Annotated in this window: 23 protein-coding genes and 3 riboswitches; of the genes, 17 read left to right on the top strand and 6 right to left on the bottom strand. The window is 47.1% G+C overall.

Features of this window, described 5'->3' with window-relative positions:
• Nucleotides 1-67: 67 nt before the first annotated feature.
• From ICC18_RS19775 to ICC18_RS19700, 16 genes are all read left to right on the top strand, one after another.
• Nucleotides 68-370: a LiaF transmembrane domain-containing protein gene (locus tag ICC18_RS19775; RefSeq protein WP_188176173.1), complete on the top strand. Its 303-nt coding sequence runs from the start codon at nt 68-70 to the stop codon at nt 368-370.
• Between the two features lie 44 nt (nt 371-414).
• Nucleotides 415-1068 (top strand): PspA/IM30 family protein, encoded by a 654-nt coding sequence (locus tag ICC18_RS19770; protein WP_188176172.1) that lies wholly within the window; start codon nt 415-417, stop codon nt 1066-1068.
• A 177-nt stretch (nt 1069-1245) separates the two neighbouring features.
• The gene (locus ICC18_RS19765; protein WP_188176171.1) at nt 1246-1701 is read left to right on the top strand and encodes a PspC domain-containing protein; all 456 of its coding nucleotides are present in this window, start codon (nt 1246-1248) and stop codon (nt 1699-1701) included.
• A gap of 3 nt (nt 1702-1704) precedes the next feature.
• Nucleotides 1705-2391 carry a PspA/IM30 family protein gene (locus tag ICC18_RS19760; protein WP_188176170.1) on the top strand — a complete coding sequence of 229 codons (687 nt, stop codon included), beginning with the start codon at nt 1705-1707 and terminating at the stop codon, nt 2389-2391.
• Between the two features lie 437 nt (nt 2392-2828).
• Nucleotides 2829-2917: riboswitch (cyclic di-GMP riboswitch) on the top strand.
• 87 nt (nt 2918-3004) lie between these two features.
• Entirely contained in the window at nt 3005-3337 is a 333-nt protein-coding gene (locus ICC18_RS19755) for a DUF192 domain-containing protein (RefSeq protein ID WP_312029574.1), read from the top strand.
• 20 nt (nt 3338-3357) lie between these two features.
• Nucleotides 3358-3540: a Flp family type IVb pilin gene (locus ICC18_RS19750; RefSeq protein ID WP_188176168.1), complete on the top strand. Its 183-nt coding sequence runs from the start codon at nt 3358-3360 to the stop codon at nt 3538-3540.
• A gap of 86 nt (nt 3541-3626) precedes the next feature.
• Complete coding sequence (locus tag ICC18_RS19745; protein ID WP_376745650.1) at nt 3627-3812, top strand: Flp family type IVb pilin; 186 nt, start codon at nt 3627-3629, stop codon at nt 3810-3812.
• A gap of 29 nt (nt 3813-3841) precedes the next feature.
• Complete coding sequence (locus ICC18_RS19740) at nt 3842-4036, top strand: Flp family type IVb pilin (RefSeq protein WP_188176167.1); 195 nt, start codon at nt 3842-3844, stop codon at nt 4034-4036.
• 113 nt (nt 4037-4149) lie between these two features.
• Complete coding sequence (locus ICC18_RS19735) at nt 4150-4671, top strand: A24 family peptidase (RefSeq protein WP_223192707.1); 522 nt, start codon at nt 4150-4152, stop codon at nt 4669-4671.
• Nucleotides 4668-5048: a TadE/TadG family type IV pilus assembly protein gene (locus tag ICC18_RS19730; RefSeq protein ID WP_188176166.1), complete on the top strand. Its 381-nt coding sequence runs from the start codon at nt 4668-4670 to the stop codon at nt 5046-5048. Before ICC18_RS19735 ends, ICC18_RS19730 begins: the two co-directional genes overlap by 4 nt.
• Before the next feature lie 10 nt (nt 5049-5058).
• Nucleotides 5059-6036, top strand: coding sequence for a Tad domain-containing protein (locus ICC18_RS19725; protein ID WP_188176165.1), 978 nt, complete (start codon nt 5059-5061; stop codon nt 6034-6036).
• Nucleotides 6037-6045: 9 nt separating this feature from the next.
• Nucleotides 6046-6729, top strand: a complete 684-nt coding sequence (cpaB, locus tag ICC18_RS19720; RefSeq protein ID WP_188176164.1) for a Flp pilus assembly protein CpaB — start codon at nt 6046-6048, stop codon at nt 6727-6729.
• 44 nt (nt 6730-6773) lie between these two features.
• The gene (locus tag ICC18_RS19715) at nt 6774-7643 is read left to right on the top strand and encodes a CpaE/TadZ family protein (protein WP_188176163.1); all 870 of its coding nucleotides are present in this window, start codon (nt 6774-6776) and stop codon (nt 7641-7643) included.
• 30 nt (nt 7644-7673) lie between these two features.
• Nucleotides 7674-9104, top strand: a complete 1431-nt coding sequence (locus ICC18_RS19710; protein WP_188176162.1) for a TadA family conjugal transfer-associated ATPase — start codon at nt 7674-7676, stop codon at nt 9102-9104.
• A gap of 5 nt (nt 9105-9109) precedes the next feature.
• The gene (locus tag ICC18_RS19705; protein ID WP_188176371.1) at nt 9110-10063 is read left to right on the top strand and encodes a type II secretion system F family protein; all 954 of its coding nucleotides are present in this window, start codon (nt 9110-9112) and stop codon (nt 10061-10063) included.
• Nucleotides 10064-10071: 8 nt separating this feature from the next.
• Nucleotides 10072-10989, top strand: coding sequence for a type II secretion system F family protein (locus ICC18_RS19700; RefSeq protein ID WP_188176161.1), 918 nt, complete (start codon nt 10072-10074; stop codon nt 10987-10989).
• A gap of 101 nt (nt 10990-11090) precedes the next feature.
• Here ICC18_RS19700 and ICC18_RS34795 read toward each other — a convergent pair whose 3' ends face one another.
• The 6 genes from ICC18_RS34795 to ICC18_RS19670 form a co-directional block, all read right to left on the bottom strand.
• The gene (locus ICC18_RS34795; protein WP_188176160.1) at nt 11091-11927 is read right to left on the bottom strand and encodes a response regulator; all 837 of its coding nucleotides are present in this window, start codon (nt 11925-11927) and stop codon (nt 11091-11093) included.
• A gap of 16 nt (nt 11928-11943) precedes the next feature.
• Entirely contained in the window at nt 11944-13596 is a 1653-nt protein-coding gene (locus ICC18_RS19690; RefSeq protein ID WP_188176159.1) for a GspE/PulE family protein, read from the bottom strand.
• A 45-nt stretch (nt 13597-13641) separates the two neighbouring features.
• Nucleotides 13642-13736: riboswitch (cyclic di-GMP riboswitch) on the bottom strand.
• Between the two features lie 206 nt (nt 13737-13942).
• On the bottom strand, nt 13943-15130 hold the full coding sequence (locus ICC18_RS19685) for a hypothetical protein (RefSeq protein WP_188176158.1): 1188 nt from the start codon (nt 15128-15130) through the stop codon (nt 13943-13945).
• On the bottom strand, nt 15112-16611 hold the full coding sequence (locus tag ICC18_RS19680) for a hypothetical protein (protein ID WP_188176157.1): 1500 nt from the start codon (nt 16609-16611) through the stop codon (nt 15112-15114). Before ICC18_RS19680 ends, ICC18_RS19685 begins: the two co-directional genes overlap by 19 nt.
• Before the next feature lie 24 nt (nt 16612-16635).
• The gene (locus tag ICC18_RS19675; protein WP_312029563.1) at nt 16636-17376 is read right to left on the bottom strand and encodes a class I SAM-dependent methyltransferase; all 741 of its coding nucleotides are present in this window, start codon (nt 17374-17376) and stop codon (nt 16636-16638) included.
• Nucleotides 17377-18360 (bottom strand): glycosyltransferase family 2 protein, encoded by a 984-nt coding sequence (locus tag ICC18_RS19670; RefSeq protein WP_188176156.1) that lies wholly within the window; start codon nt 18358-18360, stop codon nt 17377-17379.
• A gap of 81 nt (nt 18361-18441) precedes the next feature.
• Nucleotides 18442-18531: riboswitch (cyclic di-GMP riboswitch) on the bottom strand.
• Between the two features lie 368 nt (nt 18532-18899).
• On the opposite strand from ICC18_RS19670, the gene ICC18_RS19665 reads away from it, so the two are divergent.
• Entirely contained in the window at nt 18900-19793 is an 894-nt protein-coding gene (locus tag ICC18_RS19665; RefSeq protein WP_188176155.1) for a prolipoprotein diacylglyceryl transferase family protein, read from the top strand.
• Nucleotides 19794-19814: the final 21 nt, after the last annotated feature.

The raw sequence follows: 19814 nt of genomic DNA, 5'->3' as shown, positions 1-19814 counted from the left end.
CCGCGATTTTACCTAAAATAAAGACATGAACAAGAGCACAACAAACGAAAGGCGGTGACGAAAAACGATGAAAAAAAACACAGGCTTGGCGGTTCTGCTGATTGCATTCGGAGCGCTGATCCTACTGAACAAAGTCGGCATCCACTTGGGACCGTTCATAGGCTCGATCATGGCTTACGTAATTCCGCTCGCGATGGTAGGTCTTGGTTATGTGGGCATTAAAAACGGCAGTAAATTTGGATGGATCATTGCAGGGCTTGGTATCATCATCCTGCTTGGTAAATTAGCCGGTTGGATTGTAATCCTTCTTGCACTCGGGTTAATCGCTTACGGTTTCTCGATGTTGTCTTCGAGAAGATCGCGAGTATAAGTGAATGTAATGGAATACAGAGATTGAAAAAGGTGGTATGAGAGATGAGCCTGTTTAGGCGTATGAGAGACATTACCGTAGCAACACTGAATGAACATTTGGAACGGTCGGAAGATCCGGTTCGGTTGATTGATCAATATTTATCCGCACTGCGTGAGCAGCTGCAGCAATCCGAGAAGCTTTACCAGCAATGCGTCAGCCACGCGGCGGCGCTCCGGCAGCAATACTTGACGGCGCTGGAAACCAAAGAAAAACGCGAGCATCAAGCGATGCTTGCTTTAAAAGCCGGCGAAGAACATATGGCGCGGATTGTGCTTCAAGAGAAGCTGCAAGCCGAAGAAAAAAGCGAGCAATATCACGAGCTGTATGAACAGGCGAAGCAGTCCATCCTCGATTTGGATGAAGAGCTGCAGCAAATGAAAGCTGATTACAAAGAAGTGGCAGACAAACGCAGCTACTACCTGGCGCGAATGGAATCCGCCCGCTTGCAGCAAAGGCTGCATGCCCGGATGAGCAGTGTGACGCAGGATGCGACACCGCGTATGTTCGGCCGCCTGGAGGAGCGCGTATCCGATATGGAGCTGCATGCAAGAACGCTCCGCGATGTAAGACGCATGAGCCGTGAAAGCTATTATGCGGCCGGTAACCCGGCAGTAGACGCTGAAATGGAAGCACTACGCAAAAGATTGAATAGCTAAAGAGATTCTGGGGTCCCCGCAAAGTATTGTATAAACTCTTATCGAAGTAACTCGATGGAGCATGACCACATTAAGCGGTGAGTTTAGACGCCGATCGAGCAAAGCTCGATGCGGACGGACTAAGCTTCGAAGCATAACGACACTTTGTGGGGTGAAATTAGGAGGGATAACACAATCATGAGCAAACTTTATCGCTCACGAAGAGATAAGAAAGTTACCGGTCTATGCGGCGGACTCGCCGAAACGATGAATGTAGATGCAACGTTGCTACGCTTGCTGGTTGTCATTACGACATTTTTCACTGGGGGTACGGTCATTTTCATCTACTTCCTGGCCGCGGTTGTCATTCCGAAAGAACCCGGCTTTGATCAGCCGCCATATGATCCTTATGCCGGCGGATATGGCCGCCAATCCTACAATAGCGGCGGTTGGCAGCCTCACAAACCTCACCACACAGGTCCGGCAGCCGGCAATTATAACGCAGCTCCGACTTACGATGCTGCCAAAACCAACAGCATTGATGAAATGATGAAAGACATCGAAAAGAAAGCTTTGCAAAGAGAAGTTGAAGAATTAAGAGCCAAAGTCGCTCGCTTTGAAACTACTAACGATACTATTAAAAAGGACGTGTAAACAATGGGAGTATTTACAAGAATGAAAGATATGACAAAAGCATCGATTCACGAGGTTTTGGACAAAATTGAAGATCCAATCGTTATGTTGAACCAGTACTTGCGCGACATGGAGCAAGAAATTGCACAAGCTGAAGTAACTGTAGCCAGACAAATCGCAAACGAGCGCAAGCTGAAACAACGTCTGGAAGAATCCGTACGTCTTGTTGCAGATCGTGAAGAAAAAGCGGCGGCAGCACTCAAAAACGGTCAAGAAGCAATCGCCCGCCAAGCTTTGGAAGAAAAACTGTACCATGAAGACAAAATCGTTGAGTACACGGACATGCACGCTGCATCCAAAGCTCAAGCTGATGAATTGACTCAGCAATTGCACGAAATGAAAGATGAATTCTACAAAATGCGCAACAAGCGCAACGAACTCGTAAGCCGTGCCCAACTGGCAAAAGCAAAGAAACAAATGGCTCAGGTTTCCTACAACGGTGTGATCGAAAGCGGAACTGCTTCCCGCGGCTTCCAGCGCATGGAAGAGAAAATCATGCAGATGGAAGTAGAAGCTGAAATCGCCCGCAAGCCTTATGTACCGGCAGGTTCCATTAGCAGCTACACACCGGTAGATGTGGCGAAACAAGCTAAAGTCGATGAGCAGTTGAACGCGCTCAAAGAGAAATTGAACGGCAGCACATCCGAGTAGTCTAAAGTTACCAAGACGAGAAGCTCCTCCTAGTGAGGGGCTTTTTCGCGTTCATTAGACCCTCGGGTATGAATTTTTTGAATATTGCCTCTTTGGTGCTTTAGACATACGCCTAGATCATACATAAAAAAAGCAGGCAGTTTATTTCCCGATTTCGCATCAACTACCTACTTCAAGACTATGTGGATGTCATACAATAGGACAACCACTATTTTACAGATCAATGAGATTAAGGTGTAATTTTTGACAAATTATCGAATTTTTCTACCACTTGGTACCTATCTCTATATCTAAGGGTCTATTACCGAGTATTGCTTTAGATATATGAATCATAAAAAAGTGTTATCAGAAAATTGAGGAAATAGGACGATTCCAAGCCGATCCGTTCGTAGGCTAAGATGAACTCATAAATCGATTTCCCGACATGCTTCGCGGAATCTCGATAAAGGCAAAGCCGGCGAAAGCCGGTGACGCAAAGCTATAGGGGCTAAAGTGCGATAGCGCGCAATGCCAGCCAGCTACCGAAAGATGACGGGAGTATGTCTATGTACATCCCCTCCTTTCGGCAAAGGCGGGGATTTTTTATTAAGGAGGTGGATGAGGTTTGAAGCTGGTGAACCTGAATACGGGAGAGATCCTGGCCGAGCAGGTGACAGAAGCCCGGACGTTTGTACGCAGACTGAAGGGACTTATGTTTACGAAAGCTTTGCCTCAGGCAGCCTGTCTTCACATTGAGCCCTGTCGTTCGATTCATACGTTCTTTATGAACTATGCGATTGATGTCCTGCATCTCGATCGTAACCACACAATTGTAGGGATTGAAAGCCGCGTAGTGCCAGGCCGCATAGGTGCGAACATAAAGAATACTGCATCAGTTGTCGAGCTGCCGGCGGGCAGCATAGCGCAGACACGTACGCAAATCGGACAAGCCGTCCAATTCCAGTAAATAAAAGGAGCGATTTTATTATGATGAACAAAATTAAAGGTCTTATCGTAGAAGAGCAAGGTCAAGGTATGACAGAGTATGGCTTGGTGCTTGGCGTTATCGCGGTAGGAGTGGTTGGTGTTCTGATTGCTCTGAGAGGTAAGATTCTAACCCTGTTTCAAAAAGTTAATAATGATCTCGGCAATGCAGTTGGTAACTCATAATAATTCCTTCTCTTATATGAAAGGTTTTTTATATCCAAGACATGCTTTATGAAGCATGGTAAGCATTCTTTAAAAGGAGCGATATTATGATGATGGGCAAAATTAAAGGTCTTATCGTAGAAGAGCAAGGTCAAGGTATGACAGAGTATGGCTTGGTGCTTGGCGTTATCGCGGTAGGAGTGGTTGGTGTTCTGATCGCTCTGAGAGGGAAGATTTTAACTCTGTTTGAAAAAGTTAATACTGATCTTGGTAATGCAATTAGTAACTCATAATTCCTTCGCTTATAAGAAGGGGTGTTGATATGATAGACAAATTTGCGAGTTTCTATGCGGATGAGAACGGGCAAGGCGCGGCAGAGTATAGTCTGGTTCTATCTTTGATTGCGATTGGTGTAATTACAATCATTCTAAGCTTCGATCAAACAATTGAATCGATCTATCAAAATGGTGTAGCTAAAATCAATAAAGTAATCACAGATAATGGACTTCTCAATTAGAGTAAACACCTAAAGCGCATACTGTTCGAAGCATAGCAAGCATTCAACCAAAAGGGTCTTACGTTTTTCGGAACGTTAGACCCTTTTTTAAAATCAGGTGTTCGGAGGCAGTCATGATTGTACTGGATGGCATACTAATTCTGATTCTTGCCGCTTGTGTTGTTACCGATCTTAAGTCTCGCAAAATATATAATCTTGTTACCTTTCCGGGCATTCTCCTGGCGTTTATCCTGCATGGCCTCATTGACGGGATAGGCGGCTTTGGAGATGCGGCGCTTGGATTTGCTGTAGGAGGGGGAATACTTTTGATTCCATATCTGCTAGGAGGAATGGGTGCTGGTGACGTGAAGCTGCTTGCGCTTGTCGGTGCTTTCAAAGGCATGACATTTGTACTGCTTACCTCCGTCTATATGGCGCTTATCGGCGGCGTGATCGCACTGGTACTCCTCCTATTACGGAAGCGCGTCCGCGAGATGTTGAAAAGAATTTTGTTCTCAATGCTGCTTTTAAGATATGGGGTGAAAATATCTCCGGCTCCGGATAATGATACCGTAACCTCTACGTATCCGTATGGGGTTGCCATTGCAGGCGGTTCGGTATTGAGTTTATGGCTTAAAGGATGGGGAATTGTATGATCAAAGACGAACGGGGACAGTCACTGACTGAGTTTGCCGTCATTCTTCCGATATTTCTACTACTTGTATGCGGCATATTCGATTTTGGGCGGATAATGTATGCCTATATGAATATGAACAATGCAGCTCAAGAAACAGTGAGGCTTGGAGGGCTCGGTAAAAAAGATGCGGATATGGCTGCTTTTGCTGCAAACTATGTCCATTTGGGTGATCCGAACAAATTAAAAGTTACAATCTCACCGAATGATACGGCGCGTCAACCCGGAGACTATGTCACCGTTAAATTGGAATATCCGCTTACATTTATGACCCCCGTCATCTCTAAGCTGCTTCCTGCTCCGACCGTTAAAGCAGCTTCGACGATAAGAGTTGAATAGGAGGCTAAGCATGAAACGCATCGTTATTCTTGAAAAGTTAAAACGCAGTATCGTACAGCAGGATGGAAACGTATCCGTTTTGGTTGCATTCGTCTTAGTAGTGTTAATGGGTATGACGGCTATTGTAGTAGATGGGGGCATGTTATATGCAGTCAAAATGCACATGCAGAAGACAGCAAATGCAACAGTCCTATCAGGCGCGCAAGAACTAACTGCCACTGAACAGAGTGTTCGCAGCGTAGCTGATCACGTGCTGCATGATCATGGAGAAAGCGCAAGTCTAGTCAAATTGTCCACTGCTATGAAAGACCGTACAACCGTTGTGCTGAAGAAAGACGTAGGTGTGCATCTCGCCAAAGTGATTGGTATTGACAAGATGCCGGTTAGTGTGAAAGCAACAGCGAAAATTGAGGCGATGGGAGCTGCGATGGGAGCTGCGCCAATCGGAATCGATGAATCGAAAGTGTTGGTATACGGTCAGGAGTATCGCCTCAAAGTTGACAATGATGAAGCGGTAAACGGTAACTTCGGGATTATTGCGCTTGGAGAGCATGCTGCCGGCGGCGCAAGTACATACGAGACCAATTTGGAATACGGCTTTAAAGGTATGCTTTCTGTAGGAGATATAGTCGAAACGAAAACAGGGAATGTGGCAGGGGATACTCGAAAAGCTGTACAAGCACGATTGGACCGAAGTCCTTATGCCGATGGAGATACAAGCCACCGTGATGATTCGCGGATTCTGCTTGTGCCGGTTTATAAAGCTTGTCCCCAAAATGCAGATAGTATTGAAGACTGCAAAAACTACCACGAGGATGGACAGCTTAAAAAGATCGCAATTACCGGATTCGCTTACTTCTATCTCACCGCCCCTATGGATTACAACAGCAAGGAAATCATAGGTAAATTTATAGAGCGCACGGGAACCGGATTTGTTAAACCAGGGGCCGTAAACCGCGGCGCATATGCTATCAAACTAACAGAGTAGGTGACAACGATGAGATCAAAAATTATTTTATTTGCGGCACTCATAATGGGACTTATAACGACGTTTTTATTTTTCAATTACATGAAGCAGTACGATCAAGCAACGACAGTCAATGAGAATATGGTCGATGTAGTCGTCGCCAAGCAGCAAATCAAGCGAAATCAGAAATTGCAAGCCGATATGCTGGAGATTAAGCAAGTACCATTGCTCGGCGTTCACCCGCAGGCCATCAAATCCATCCAGGGAGCGGATGGCAAATTTGCAGACGCAACGATTGAGACTGGAGAGGTTCTACTCAGCCATCGCGTGAAGACAAGCAAAGATGAATCGGCAATTGTAGCTAAGAAAGTACAGAATGGATTCCGTGCGGTTTCGGTCGGGATCAATCTGGTGCAGTCTGTATCGAACCTCATTGAACCTGATGACTACGTGGATGTGATTGTCACGATTCCTCCCAAGGAAGGAAATGATAAGCAGATCGAAGCATCCACCATGCTGCTTGAAAAAATCCGTGTGCTGGCCGTCGGCCGGCGAATGGTCGAAGTCGATGATCAACATCCATATGCGGAGTACACATCCGTAACGCTGGAAGTTAAGCCGGAAGATGTTCCGAAGATTATTAACGCAGATGATCGTTTCAATGTTAGCCTGGCGTTGCATAGCAGGGTTGTTCCTGAAGCAGCCAAGAAATGAGACGAGTAGGTACTAACGCAATTGAATGGAAGGAGGCATGTAACATGTCCGTTGAAGAAAAAGCATTCACAGAGCAGGTACGAAATAAGCGCGGCGAGATGATCGCAATCTGCAGCGCGAAAGGTGGTATCGGTAAAACGGCGATGGCCGTCAATCTTGCGGTTGCGCTCTCAAAGAACAATACCAAGAGCAGCAATAGTCAGATCTGCATTATGGATGCAGACTTCCAGTTCGGTGATGTGGGTCTGTCTATGGACTTGCATCCCACGTTCACCATTAAGGATGTGATGGAAAGCATAGATACGATGGATAAGCATACGCTCTCGAGTTATCTCATTAAACATAGCAGCGGGGTGAAAATACTGGCGGCGCCGGATCGCCCCGAATACGCAGACCTTGTTTTCCCGGACCGCCTGGACAAGGTTTGCGATTTGCTGCTTTCTGGGCATGACTACGTTATTGTAGATACGCCTTCAGGTTTTACGGATAAAACCTTACAAATTATTGAGAAAGCCGATTCTGTCTTCATGGTGACTACGCTGGAAATGGCGGCGATAAAAAGCACGAAGCTGATGCTGGAGACGCTCATTTTGCTAGGGCTCCGCGATAAAATAAAGCTGCTCGTCAACCGCTCTACGATGGACAGCGTCATCAAAGCTTCCGATGTGCCGGACTTTCTTGGCGAAGATATGCCTTACTACGTGCCGAACGAATGGGAAGTGGTGAGCCAGTCGCTTAATAGCGGGGTACCTTTTGTCCTGAAAAATGGGAAGACCGACATTGCCAAAGCGGTATGTAAAATTGCCGAGCAGCTCATACAACGACGTGAAATCAGTGTATTCCAACCGAAGCAGACATCGTTCATTCAATCGATTATTCAGCGGGCGCTAGGTGGCCATTCCTCTACGTTATAGCAATAATGACACCATCAGGAGGTGCTAAGTATGAGTTTACTTGAAAAACTGCAGGCGAAAAACGGATATCAGCATACTGAAGCGACGGAAGAGGAGCCTCAGGAAGCTGCCGCTGCGATCAAGCCGGAGAAGAAAGACCTGATCTCTACATTTCGCCGTATTCGCGGAACCGAGCAACCGCAAAAAGAGCAGCGCGAGCAGCTTAACAAGCAGCATGAGCTGAAAAACCGGTTATATAAACAGATCTTCAATGAGCTGAAAGATGATAATGTCGAAGAAATCATACCGAAGCTTGACGCCATGGCTGTTGAAATTATGAAAGAGGATGAGTCGTTCCGCGGCAAAGTGGATCGCAAGAAAGTCATTGATGAGCTTGCCAATGATTTGACCGGCTTCGGACCGATCAATCCGCTTCTGCTTGATCCTGAAGTAACGGAAGTCATGGTGAACGGACCCAATCAGGTTTATGTGGAGCGCAAGGGTAAAGTTGAATTGACCTACGTGCAGTTTCGCGATGACGAGCATGTGATGAACATTATTGAAAAAATTGTCGCCCCCATTGGCCGGCGGATCGATGAAAGTTCCCCGATGGTTGATGCGCGGTTGCCGGATGGCTCCCGTGTTAACGCGATTATTCCTCCGCTTGCGCTGAACGGACCGACAATTACAATTCGTAAGTTCTCGAAAGATCCTTATAAAATCGATGACTTGATCAATTTCGGCACCGTTTCGCGTGAAATGGCCATTTTCCTGGAGGCGTGCGTGAAGGCGAAGCTGAACATTTTTGTCAGCGGAGGTACGGGTTCAGGTAAAACAACGACACTCAATGTACTCTCGTCCTTCATTCCAAGCGATGAACGTATCATTACCATTGAAGATGCGGCCGAATTGCAGTTGTGGCAGGATCACGTCATTTCGCTGGAATCGAGACCTGCGAACATCGAAGGCAAAGGCGCTATTACAATCCGTGACCTGGTGAAGAACTCACTGCGGATGCGTCCTGAGCGGATTGTAATCGGTGAGGTGCGGAGCGGCGAGGCGCTGGATATGCTGCAGGCCATGAACACGGGCCACGACGGCTCGCTCGCCACAGGCCACTCCAACAGTCCGCGCGATATGATCGCGCGTCTGGAGACCATGGTGCTGATGGCGGGAATTGAATTGCCGGTCAAAGCGATCAGAGAACAGATTGCGGGTGCAATTGATCTGATTATTCAGCAATCACGTTTGAAAGACGGTTCGCGTAAAATAACGAACATTACGGAAGTCCTGGGGATGGAAGGCGACGTCATTGTGCTTCAGGATATTTTCGCATTCGAGCAGTATGGAGTGGATGATAACGGCAAAGTCATCGGCAAGCTCCTCCCGACAGGGGTAAGGCCGAGGTTCTACGACCGGCTGGAGTCCTCGGGCATTCATATTCCATCTTCGGTATTTATTGAAGAGGGGTGGCCGAATTGATCTGGATGTTGACCGCAATGGTCATGCTGACGGCGCTTTTGTTTTTTACTGCAATCTTTCAGGGGTTATTTAATACGAACCGCCAGATCAACCGCAGAATGAAGAAATTTCTCGATCTGAATGACAAGAAGAAGCTTGGAAAAAAGAGGTTCAACTTTATCGTTCAGATGCAGGTATACCGCCAGCAGATGAAAGAGAGGGTGTTGACCAAGAAAAAAAGCGACAAGCTGGAGCAGATGATTTTGCGCTCCGGCGTGGCTATGGCACCGGAAGAGTATGTGATGTTTCAATGGATCGCTGCGCTGCTGCTGGGAGTTCTACTGTTTGTGATTAAGAATAACATGGCTATCGTCATTTTCGGATTTGTAATTGGATTCATGTTGCCAAGATTCTGGATCAAGAAGAAAACGCGGGAGCGTATGAAGAAGTTTAATGACGGGTTGGAAGACATGATTATGACAGTCATTGGTTCTCTTCGAGCGGGATTTAGTTTTGCACAGGCGCTAAAGACGGTCGTCGATGAATCCGATGCGCCGATTAGAGATGAGATCGAACTGCTGCTTAAGGAAATGCAGTACGGCACAAGCATGGAAGAAGCGCTTGAGCACTTGAAGGAACGGATGCCAAGTGAAGATTTGGACTTGTTGGTTCAAGCGGTCTTGATCCAGCGGCAGGTGGGCGGGAATCTTGCCCTTGTTCTTGAGACAATTGTACACACGATTCGCGACCGCAACAAAATTCAACGTCAAATCAAGACATTAACCGCACAGGGAAGGATTTCAGGATGGGTTATCGGGCTCTTGCCATTCGGACTTTCCGTCGCTCTGTATTTAATTGAGCCCAGTTACATCGGAGCGCTGTTCACCCATCAGATTGGGCTTATGCTGGTAGGCGGCGCCAGCATATCTATGATCATTGGGCTGTTCCTGATTCGCAAAATGACGACGATTGAGGTGTAGCCCGTACGATGATGTATGTTACTTTTTTCATTACGTTTCTGCTGCTTATCCAATTTGTCTTATCGTTTAAAAAGGAAAAAAACGATAAGGTTAAGCGCCGTTTATCCATGATCACCGATAAGGAAGCTGCAGGCCGGATTATCGAGGAAGAAGAGAAGAAAGAGATGTCTGCGTTACAGCGCGTATTCCGCAGGATGTGGCTGCGCATGAAGCGCCGGTTTGAGCGTAAAAGCGGGATGCGGGATACGGGGATTGAACTGAAGCTGCTGCAGGCCGGCAATCCTTTTGGCATGGGACCGTTCGAGTATCGGCTGCTGCAGATTGTGATGATGATTGCGCTGCCTTTCATCGGCGTGTTCTACAGCTTGTTGGTTAAGCCGGACATCGGCGGCATGCTGTTTGGCGGATTGATCGGGTTCCTGATCGGCCTTGTGCTGCCATCGTATTATTTGGGCTTAAAGACGAAACAGCGCAGTAAGAAAGGGCTCCGTGAGCTGCCTGATACCCTCGATCTGCTTACGGTCAGCTTGGAAGCAGGGCTGGGATTTGACGCCGCACTGAATAAACTTGTTTCGAAGTCGGAAGGCGTTCTTGCTCAGGAGTTCCACCGCTGTCTCGAAGAAATCCGCCTCGGCAAAACGCGTCGTGAAGCGCTGCTCGGGGTGCGCGACCGTCTGGTCATCGAAGAATTGCGCGTGCTGATCAGCTCCATTCTCCAGGCGGAGAAGCTAGGCATCGGCATGGTCCAAGTACTGCGCGTTCAGTCGCAGGAAGTGCGCGAACAACGCAAACAGCGGGCGGAAGAAGCCGCAATGAAAGCGCCGATTAAGATGCTGTTCCCGCTGGTTTTATTTATTTTCCCAAGCTTGTTCATCGTCCTGCTCGGACCTGCATTGATTCAGTTTATGACAGCGTTTGGCGGGTAGTAAGTTGGCATCATTGCAGTTAGCGCAGTATTAAAGGCAGCCCTCATGAGGGCTGCCTTTAATGATTCTAGAGCCGTGATACGGCGAATATTATATTGAAACTAAACGGCCGCCTTCCGCCCAATATGGTCCTCCAGCCAACCGCTCAGTTGACGAAGGCCGTCGATCGTGAAATGCATCGTATGCTTCACTTGGTTGTCGCCGTTCATTTCGATCAGCAGTTTGTTCTCGCTTTCGGTGCAGACCACGGTGAACGTCGCCGTCTCTCCGTTGATTTCCTCCTGCCAATTGCACATAATACTGCTGACAAAGCTTTTCAAGTTTCCATTCCCCCTTGGCGAATTTAATGCTATTGTGTTTTCGCAGGCATTCGACGGAGCGGCATGTTCTACGGAATTTTGACCTTCCTGCATCACGCTCTCGCTTACGGATGCCGCTTCTAACAAAGGTTTCTCTGAGTTCTGAGCGTCCATTGCTTCTTCGCGGTTCGGCTCCATCGCCACTTCCGGCGAAGTGTCCGCTATAAGCTCAGCAGTACCTGTCGATACGGCCGCTTCGCCTTTCAGGCTCATAGAAGGTTCCGTGTTCTTGCGGATGATCTCCAATACCTGATTGGTTTTAAACGGCTTCATTACGTACCCCTTGGCTCCAACTTCTATCGCCTCTAGTATGGATTCCTGTTGATTGGCGGCGGTACATACCAGAATCACGGCATCGGCATCGAGCTTTAAGATCTCTTTTATGGCCTCAATACCGCCCATCTCTGGCATGTTGATATCCATCATGACCACGTCCGGCTGCAGTTCTTCGTATTGCCGGATCGCCTCACGGCCGTTGCTCGCTTCTCCGGCCACCTCAAACCCGTTCTGCTTCAAGCAATCGGCCAACATTTTACGCATGAACTGCGTGTCGTCCACAATAAGAATCTTGAGCGCCATAACCTTTTTCTCTCCTTTATGTCGATTTGCCAATTCCGTTTATTGCTTTAACAATGTCTTCAGCAATGGTCAACCCTTCCCGTGCTTTCCACAACCCATCATAAAGCATCGGCTTGAAGCCGGTTTTTTCTAAATGCCGTTCCAGCTCGGACATCGGCGGGTTTTGGAGCAGCAACTGATGTAGGGGCTCGTCCACTTCCAACACCTCGTGAACAGCAGTAAAACCTTGCATCCCCGTTTGGTCGCATAACCGGCATCCGGCGCCACGGGTCACGGTTATTTTCCCATCGATTTTCGCCTTCAGGAATGTACGGAAATTCCCTTTAGGCTGCTTTGGGTCGTTATCCTCTAGCAAGCCATGGGTTTCAAAAAGCCGTATTTCTTCAGCGGTAGCCGCTATGGATTGACGGCATTGATGACAAATCCGCCGTACCAATCGCTGGGAAACGATGCAGGATAAAGAAGACGCCAACCGGTATGAGTCAATGCCCCAGCCACGCAGCCGATCGATCGTTTGAAGCACATGGCTGCCGTGTACGGCCCCGAGAACCAACCGTCCGCTCAGTGCCGCCCGCACCGCCATCTCGGCCGTTTCCGCGTCCCTAATGTCACCGATCATAATGATATTCGGATCCTGCTGCAGCACCGACCGTAACGCGGAGGCAAAAGTCAATCCGATCCGTTCGTTGACCTCCACCTGCGTCGTGCCCAAGATTCTGCGCTCCATGGGATCTTCTACGGTCAATATCCGCTGATCTTCTCCAATCAAATGATGTAACGCCGCATACAACGTAGTCGTTTTCCCGCTTCCGCATGGCCCCGAAATGAGGACAAGTCCACCGCCAGGGCGGCGAAGTTCACGTTCAAACTGTTGTGCATGGTCTTCCCTGAAGGCAAGCTCCGTCATCTTCAACCGTTTCGCGGAGGGGTCCATAACACGGATTACGACACTTTCACCGTTTACAGTCGGTATTGTGGAAACGCGGTATTCCACTGCAACACCGCGGATCTTGATTTCCATATGACCTTCCTGCGGCAGCCTTCGCTCGGCAGGATCTAGCCCGGCTTGATGCTTAATCCGGTTGATCAACGCCACCCGCATGATAGAAGGAATGGTCCTCTGCTCCTTTAGTTCGGTCCCGATCCTGTACTTCACAACGAGCCCATGTTCCTGCGGATCGAGGTGAATTCTGACGGCCTGCTGCTCCATTGCGGAACCTAGGATTTCGGTCAGCACTTGAACCGATTCAGTCAACCCGTATTGTCGGATAATCCCTTCCTCCACCTCGGTGCGGGTAGCTAGAAACGGCTGAACGATCATTCCGGTTTGGATCTGAATTTCTTGAATCGCCCCTTCATTTAGCGGGTCCGCCATGGCGACTTTAAGTTTTTTATTTTTACACTCGATGGGGATCAGACCGTACTTTCGTGCAACCGACTCATCGATAAGTCTAACGGCTTCCAGATCATAGGGGGCATCCGTCAAATTCACGGCCGGTATACCCAACTGAAACTCCAACACTTCAACCAGCTGCCGTTCGTTGATGAACCCGTGCTCGATTAAAATTTCCCCGATTTTTTTCGCTGTATGTGCCTGTTCCTTGAGCGCTTGGCCGAGCTGCTCCTCCGTTATCAGACCATTCATGACCAGAAGTTCACCGACGCGCATAAGGTCCCCCTTTCGCCATTCTAGAACAGCAAAAAGCCAACTGGCTTTGGCAACCCGGCTATCGTACCATCGCTTCTTCGGATGGTGTAGACCCGTGGCTTTGCGTCCCCGGCTTTCGCACGGGTTTGCCGTTTTCGTTCCATTGGCTTCTTTGACGATTTCTGACAAATGCTAACCTCTTATACTACGATTCTACAGAATCGGACACAAGTTTGGGATAGTGCAAATAAACCATTTTACAAGGTCATGTTTCCTAGGTATTTACGGTTATGTCCGGGTGAAAATAAGTCGTAATACTACTACGGAGTAGGTCATGAGTCGGTGTTCGAGATATAAACTTCATTAATCAAGCAACAAACCCTTTAAAGCGCAAGACTAAAATAATATAAAGAGAGACGGACACCCATATGAAAAGAATAAAATAGATAACCAATTTCCGAGCTATGAATAGGGTAGAGCCAGAATTCTTATTTACGCGTATCAAAGCCTGGTCTATATGTTTCCCTAGAAAAATAAAAAGGGGGAAGATAGTTAAAAAATATCGCATAAATCCGTGGGAAGGGAAATTATTAGCCTGTTTCAAAATGGAAGAAAGCGGCATCAGAATTAATCCGAATGTATAAACAAACTCAGACCAAGGGACGGCGGTACCTTTTTGCTGCTTCCGAATCGTTGTTATTAAATAACTGAGAAAGATCAAAAACAATATCAAGTGAAAGATGCTAATTGGTTCAATTTGACCTGCTTGTATTGAAGAAACAATATCCTGATAGATAGGAGAAAAGGGAAGGGTTGAGTAACGTCCGTAATGAGGAGCCATTACCTTTAAAAACAACAAAGGCTCTCCTTTAGTCAACCAAAGATAAACCGGATAGGAGGCAAACATCAGGCTGCTCAAAGCCGCCCAGATGAAATCCTTCGCATCCAATTTCCGGCGGATCAATCTTTCCGCGAAAAAAGCCAGAGGGATCCATACCCCAACGATTCTGGTGAGGGCGGCCAGTCCTCCGATGAAATAGGCGGCGCCTCTTTTATCATTTCCCCAGAACCGGAAAGCCAACAAAGCCAGAAACAAAAAGAAGCTTTCCGTATAAAAGGCGCTGAAAAAATAAGAGGATGGGAAAAATATGAGCACGGAAAGCGTCAAAACCCGAACTCTCTCACTAAGCCCTCTCTTTTCCATTAATTGATATAACAGCCACAGTGAACATACAAAAAAGATGTTAGATAAAACAAAGCCGCTCCAATAAACGTCTATCCCGGTCAGACCGACAAATACCCTGACGAGCAGCGGAAAGAGCGGAAAAAAAGCGGTTAACCGGTCCTCCGTATATCCTTCCAGAGCGATTTGCGCATAATTATAGGAATCGTAAATAATAAAGCGGTCTAAAACAGGGTTATCCAATTGCAGCTGGTTATCCGCATAATGAATCCGATCGGGCTGGCCGATCGACAAAAACCCGAACATGATCAATCGACTTACGGCAAAAAGCAAAAGAATGGTTTTGAGCGCTTTCATTGATAAAATCTCCATAAATCCCACACCTGGCCGAAGCTTCCTGTAAAATCAGATTTGCCCAATTGCTGTTTCACTTCATCAAGTTCAACTGCCGATAAGGAATTAACGGTTTTCTTCGAGTCCGGAGTCTGGAGAATCAGGAAGTCAGGCCGGTCCGACTGAATGACATCCATTAAATATCCGGATCGGAAGCCGTTCACGGAACGTTCGAACGCGGTCCACTGGTGAATACCTTTGGTCGATTCCAATATAAACGGATCAAATCGGCCGTCTGCGAGAACATCCCCGCCTCTGAACATCACATATCCGGATGTGCCGTAATTGGATAGTACTTTTGGCCTGCCGCTGGACTTATTTTTTTGTAGAATGTAGCTCATCTCTTCGACCGGATATTTGGTCAGGGGTTGTTTGTATTCCGTAAACATGTCCGCCAAAAAGTTTAACAGCAAGCCCGCCATAATCAGGGGAAGGATAAATTTTAAACCGATGTAAGGTTCTAAACTCCGAAACACTTTCGACCATTTAAATCGATCAACAACAACGGCCATATAGTACGGGAGAAACAGGGCCAAGAATAAAAATTGTTTGTAACTGGCAAGACCGAGATACATCATTCCGATAAAAAGCATGAAGCGGAACGGCCGTCGTTTGAGGCTGAACATGGCGGACACCACAAATGCAACCAAAATCATAAAAGCGATGTAATTGCTTGAATAAGAAATGGGCTTCCATTCTTCGATGATTTGCGTAAAGGGGCTATTACTTAATGTTAGAAAATAGGTTAAGCTCTTTAACCCGCCGAAATTGGCAAGCCCGCCAACGATCATGCAGCTCAAAGCGATTAGATCATACCGGTTTAACTTTTTCTCCCATACTCTTTCCAATACTTGCATCATAAAAATTACGGCGATAACCGCCCATACGCCTGTATGAACGTTAGCGAGAATCAAGGATAGCAAGCCGAGAACTCCGGCTTTTTTCACCGTAGCATCCATAGAGAGCCGCCTGAGCCAAACAACGAACCAAACAACAAAACCCGCAGAAATCATTTGCGGGCGAATTTTAAAGTATGCCAAATAAATGTAGAACATGAACAGAGGAAGCGCGACATAAACCAAAAAAGGGTGCATCCGGGGGAGATCCATCTCTTGTCTTGAGATCTCCATCAATCGATACAGCCCCCAAGCCAGAATGAAAACCGACAGTAACGTGAATAGATGAACGCCTTTCCATCCCCACATACCATACAAGCCTCCGACGATCCACTGGAAACCGACTTCATGAGGCACATAGGACAGGTTGTCACCTGCAAACGTATGGATCGCCGTATCAATGATCTTGCCCTGCGCGATCATTTCCTTTCCAACTTCAATATGCCAGAACGTATCGGGGTCTTTTCGGGATGAATTGGCATCCATGAAAATAAACACGACAAGAAAGATGGCAGCATAGAGAGAGAATATGATTCTTTGAAACTTTACCTGGTTGGCATTCATCGTTGCTGGCTCCTTCTATCCAAGTTACAACTTTTGGCCGATTGCCATAATGGAAACGCCGAAAGGCAGTTTTCCGTGCTTCAGGATATGTCTTTCACTGGACATTACGCTCATAAGCAGATGATTAAGGAATGGGGAAGGCATGGATAAGTCATCCGTTTTATGAAGAAAACGGAGCTTCTTATGTAAAAGCCGAACGAGTGCAATCATCGGAAACAGCCAAGTATTAAAATAGCTCGCATACTTCGGATGAAGGTTGCAATGACGCATTTTCCGATCCAATTGGTTCAATCGGTACCTTCTTTTATGATGATGGGACTCATCGTGGCTGCTCCATAAAAAAGAGAACGCAGGGACTGTGATGAGCAGATGACCTCCAGATTTTAACTTTGCAGCGAGTGAGGAGAGTGCTCCCATATCATCTTCAATATGCTCAAGCACATCCAGGAGGACGATGAGATCGAATGATTCGTCGGAAAAAGGAATCTCATCCGGCAAACTGCCGATATAAACGGCTTTTCCGCTCTTGGATCTTGCAATTTCAGCTGCCTCCGGCTCCATTTCGAGCCCGGTTACATCACAACCCAGACTGGACAGCAGATCAAGGTTGCCACCGGTTCCGCAGCCGGCATCGAGAATTTGAGAATGGGGCCCGAGTGACTGCACTTTTGTTCGCAATACGGTCTCAATAATATTACGCCGGCTGACAAACCACCAGTGCTCATGCTCCAGACGGTTCATTTTCCAATAGATGGTTTGCTCCACTTATTTGACTCCTTCCAGCCGGGGCATATCTTTGCTTTCTTCGAGGCCGATCATGTCCCGGACGAAATATAAAGGACGACGTTTCGATTCGTTGTAGATCCGCCCGATATATTCCCCGATAATGCCCAAAGTCGTAAGCTGGACGCCGCCGAGAAACAGAACGGCAACCATCAATGAAGGGTAACCGGGTACCGAATTGCCATTCAATAAAGTCGTGATAAACAAATAGCAGGCAAACATGATGGCGAAAAATGAGATGGCAAATCCCAAATAAGTCGCTGCTTGCAGCGGCATGAAACTGAAGGAAGTGATTCCTTCTATGGCGAAATTCCACAGCTTCCAGTAGTTGAACTTGGTTTTACCGGCAAATCTGGGCTCCCTCCGGTAGGAAATACTTGTCTGGCGGAATCCGACCCAACTGAAAAGCCCCTTCATGAATCGATGCTGCTCGCGAAGTTCTTTTAAAGCGTTTATTACCTTTCTGGACATTAATCGGAAATCGCCCGTATCCTGGGGAATAGGGATAGGTGTCATCCTTTTAATAAATCTGTAAAATAAATGCGCCGTGAATTTCTTCATTGAACTTTCCCCATCCCGCTTCGTACGGGTTGCATAGACCACGTCATAGCCTTCTTCCCATTTGGCCAATAGTTCAGGGATCACTTCCGGCGGATCCTGCAAATCCGCGTCGATCGGAATAACGGCTTCACCGCGGCATTTGTCGAGGCCGGCCGTTAATGCGATCTCTTTCCCGAAATTACGGGAAAGATCAATGATTTTAATATGATGATCCTTCTCGCAAATACTGTGGAGCTGGTCCAAAGTATCGTCCTTGCTTCCGTCATTGATGAAGACCACTTCATAACTGTAATTGGTTTGATTCATAACGCGTGTGATTCTAAAGTAAAATTCCATGATGTTGGAGCTCTCGTTAAAAACAGGAACAATGATTGAAACCAGAGGTTCTTTCACCGTTTTTCTCATATAACCAACCCCGCTTTTCATCATGTTATGGGCAATAAAAAATACCCCTTTTACCAAAAAGGGGCACAAGCACTCCCGCACCTTGGTAACTGGCTGGCATAGTGTCTTCTTGGCACCTTAGCCCCTGTAGCTTTGCGTCACCGGCTTTGACCGGGTTTGCCTTTTTCAATTTTTGCGAAGATAATCGTTCGAATTGTAATATAGTCCTATCATAATGCATGTCAGATTATCGCAATATCCGACAGAAAGATCATTTTGGAAGATACCCTGCTATAGTATTAAGAACTAGTTGTACCTGAAATGAATAGATCGTGAGATGTAGCCTAGAGATCCGGGAAGCAACCGAACTCATACCAAAGTCATAAGGAATAAGAATGAAAACGGGCTTTTTCATTTTAGACATCAAATCTTTTGCTTCTACAAATTTCCCGGGAAATATTGACATATGTTGTTCGATGACGTCGATATAACGTAATAGTTGTGAGCCTGCCTCCCATCGTTTACCATAAAGGTAATGATCAACGGGAGGACGGGTTGCTATGCCTGATGTGTTACAAATAGGGCCGCTGCAGCTGCAGGGACGATTGCTCGCACTGCTGCTTGCTTGCATCATAGGCTTTTGGCTGATTCGCAGACAGGGACGCCGTATACTGAGGTCACAAGGTGTGAATGATCCAGCCAAGTATCCCATTGATGATATCATTTTCAATGGCGGCATCATCGTCATGCTCACCTGGAAGCTAGGCGTCATCCTAACGCAGCCATCTTTGTTATGGACGCAGCCTGCCAAGCTTCTGATGGTGTCCGGTTCAAGCATGGAGATGCTGCTTGGATTGATGCTGGCAATCATCTACGCCTTCTTTCAATTACGAAAGCATCAAATACCTCTCATCCTGCTGTTGGATGTTCTATCATGCGGGATCACTGCGGCTGCCTTTATCTACTGTGCGCTGATTCCGGAATATGGTCAGCCGACCTCGCTGCCTTGGGGCATTGGCATTGAGGGTACGAGCAGCCGTTTTCACCCGCATAACGGGTATTTCGCCTTATTGCTGGCCCCTCTGCTCATTTGGCAGCAGCTTATCCAGCCTAGAAGATCGTCCCTGGAGCAGGGCAAACTCCTTCAGACTTCACTGCTTTACGTGGGCGCAGCAGGAATGTTAGCCAGCTTCTTTGACGACGCTATACCAACCGCGGTCTATCTGAGCTGGCCGCAGCTTTTGTTCCTTTTTATGCTTGTCATTGGAATGCTTCTCCCACGATTGGCACATAATACAAGCAGAAGGGAGCTGAGCCAAATGAGCCAAAATGATTCCAAAGAGCAAATCAAACAAGCACAGCAAAACAAAGAGCGTCAAAATAGCTCGTCTACCTCAGGCAAAGAAGGCTTTGTCGATAAAAAACTGGACGGTCCGAACCGACCTTCCACATAAGCAAGGCTTATTGAAGAAAGT

The sequence above is a fragment of the Paenibacillus sedimenti genome (genome assembly GCF_014534655.1).
GTDB lineage: Bacteria > Bacillota > Bacilli > Paenibacillales > NBRC-103111 > Paenibacillus_E > Paenibacillus_E sedimenti.
This window is presented reverse-complemented; position numbering and strand designations above follow the sequence as displayed.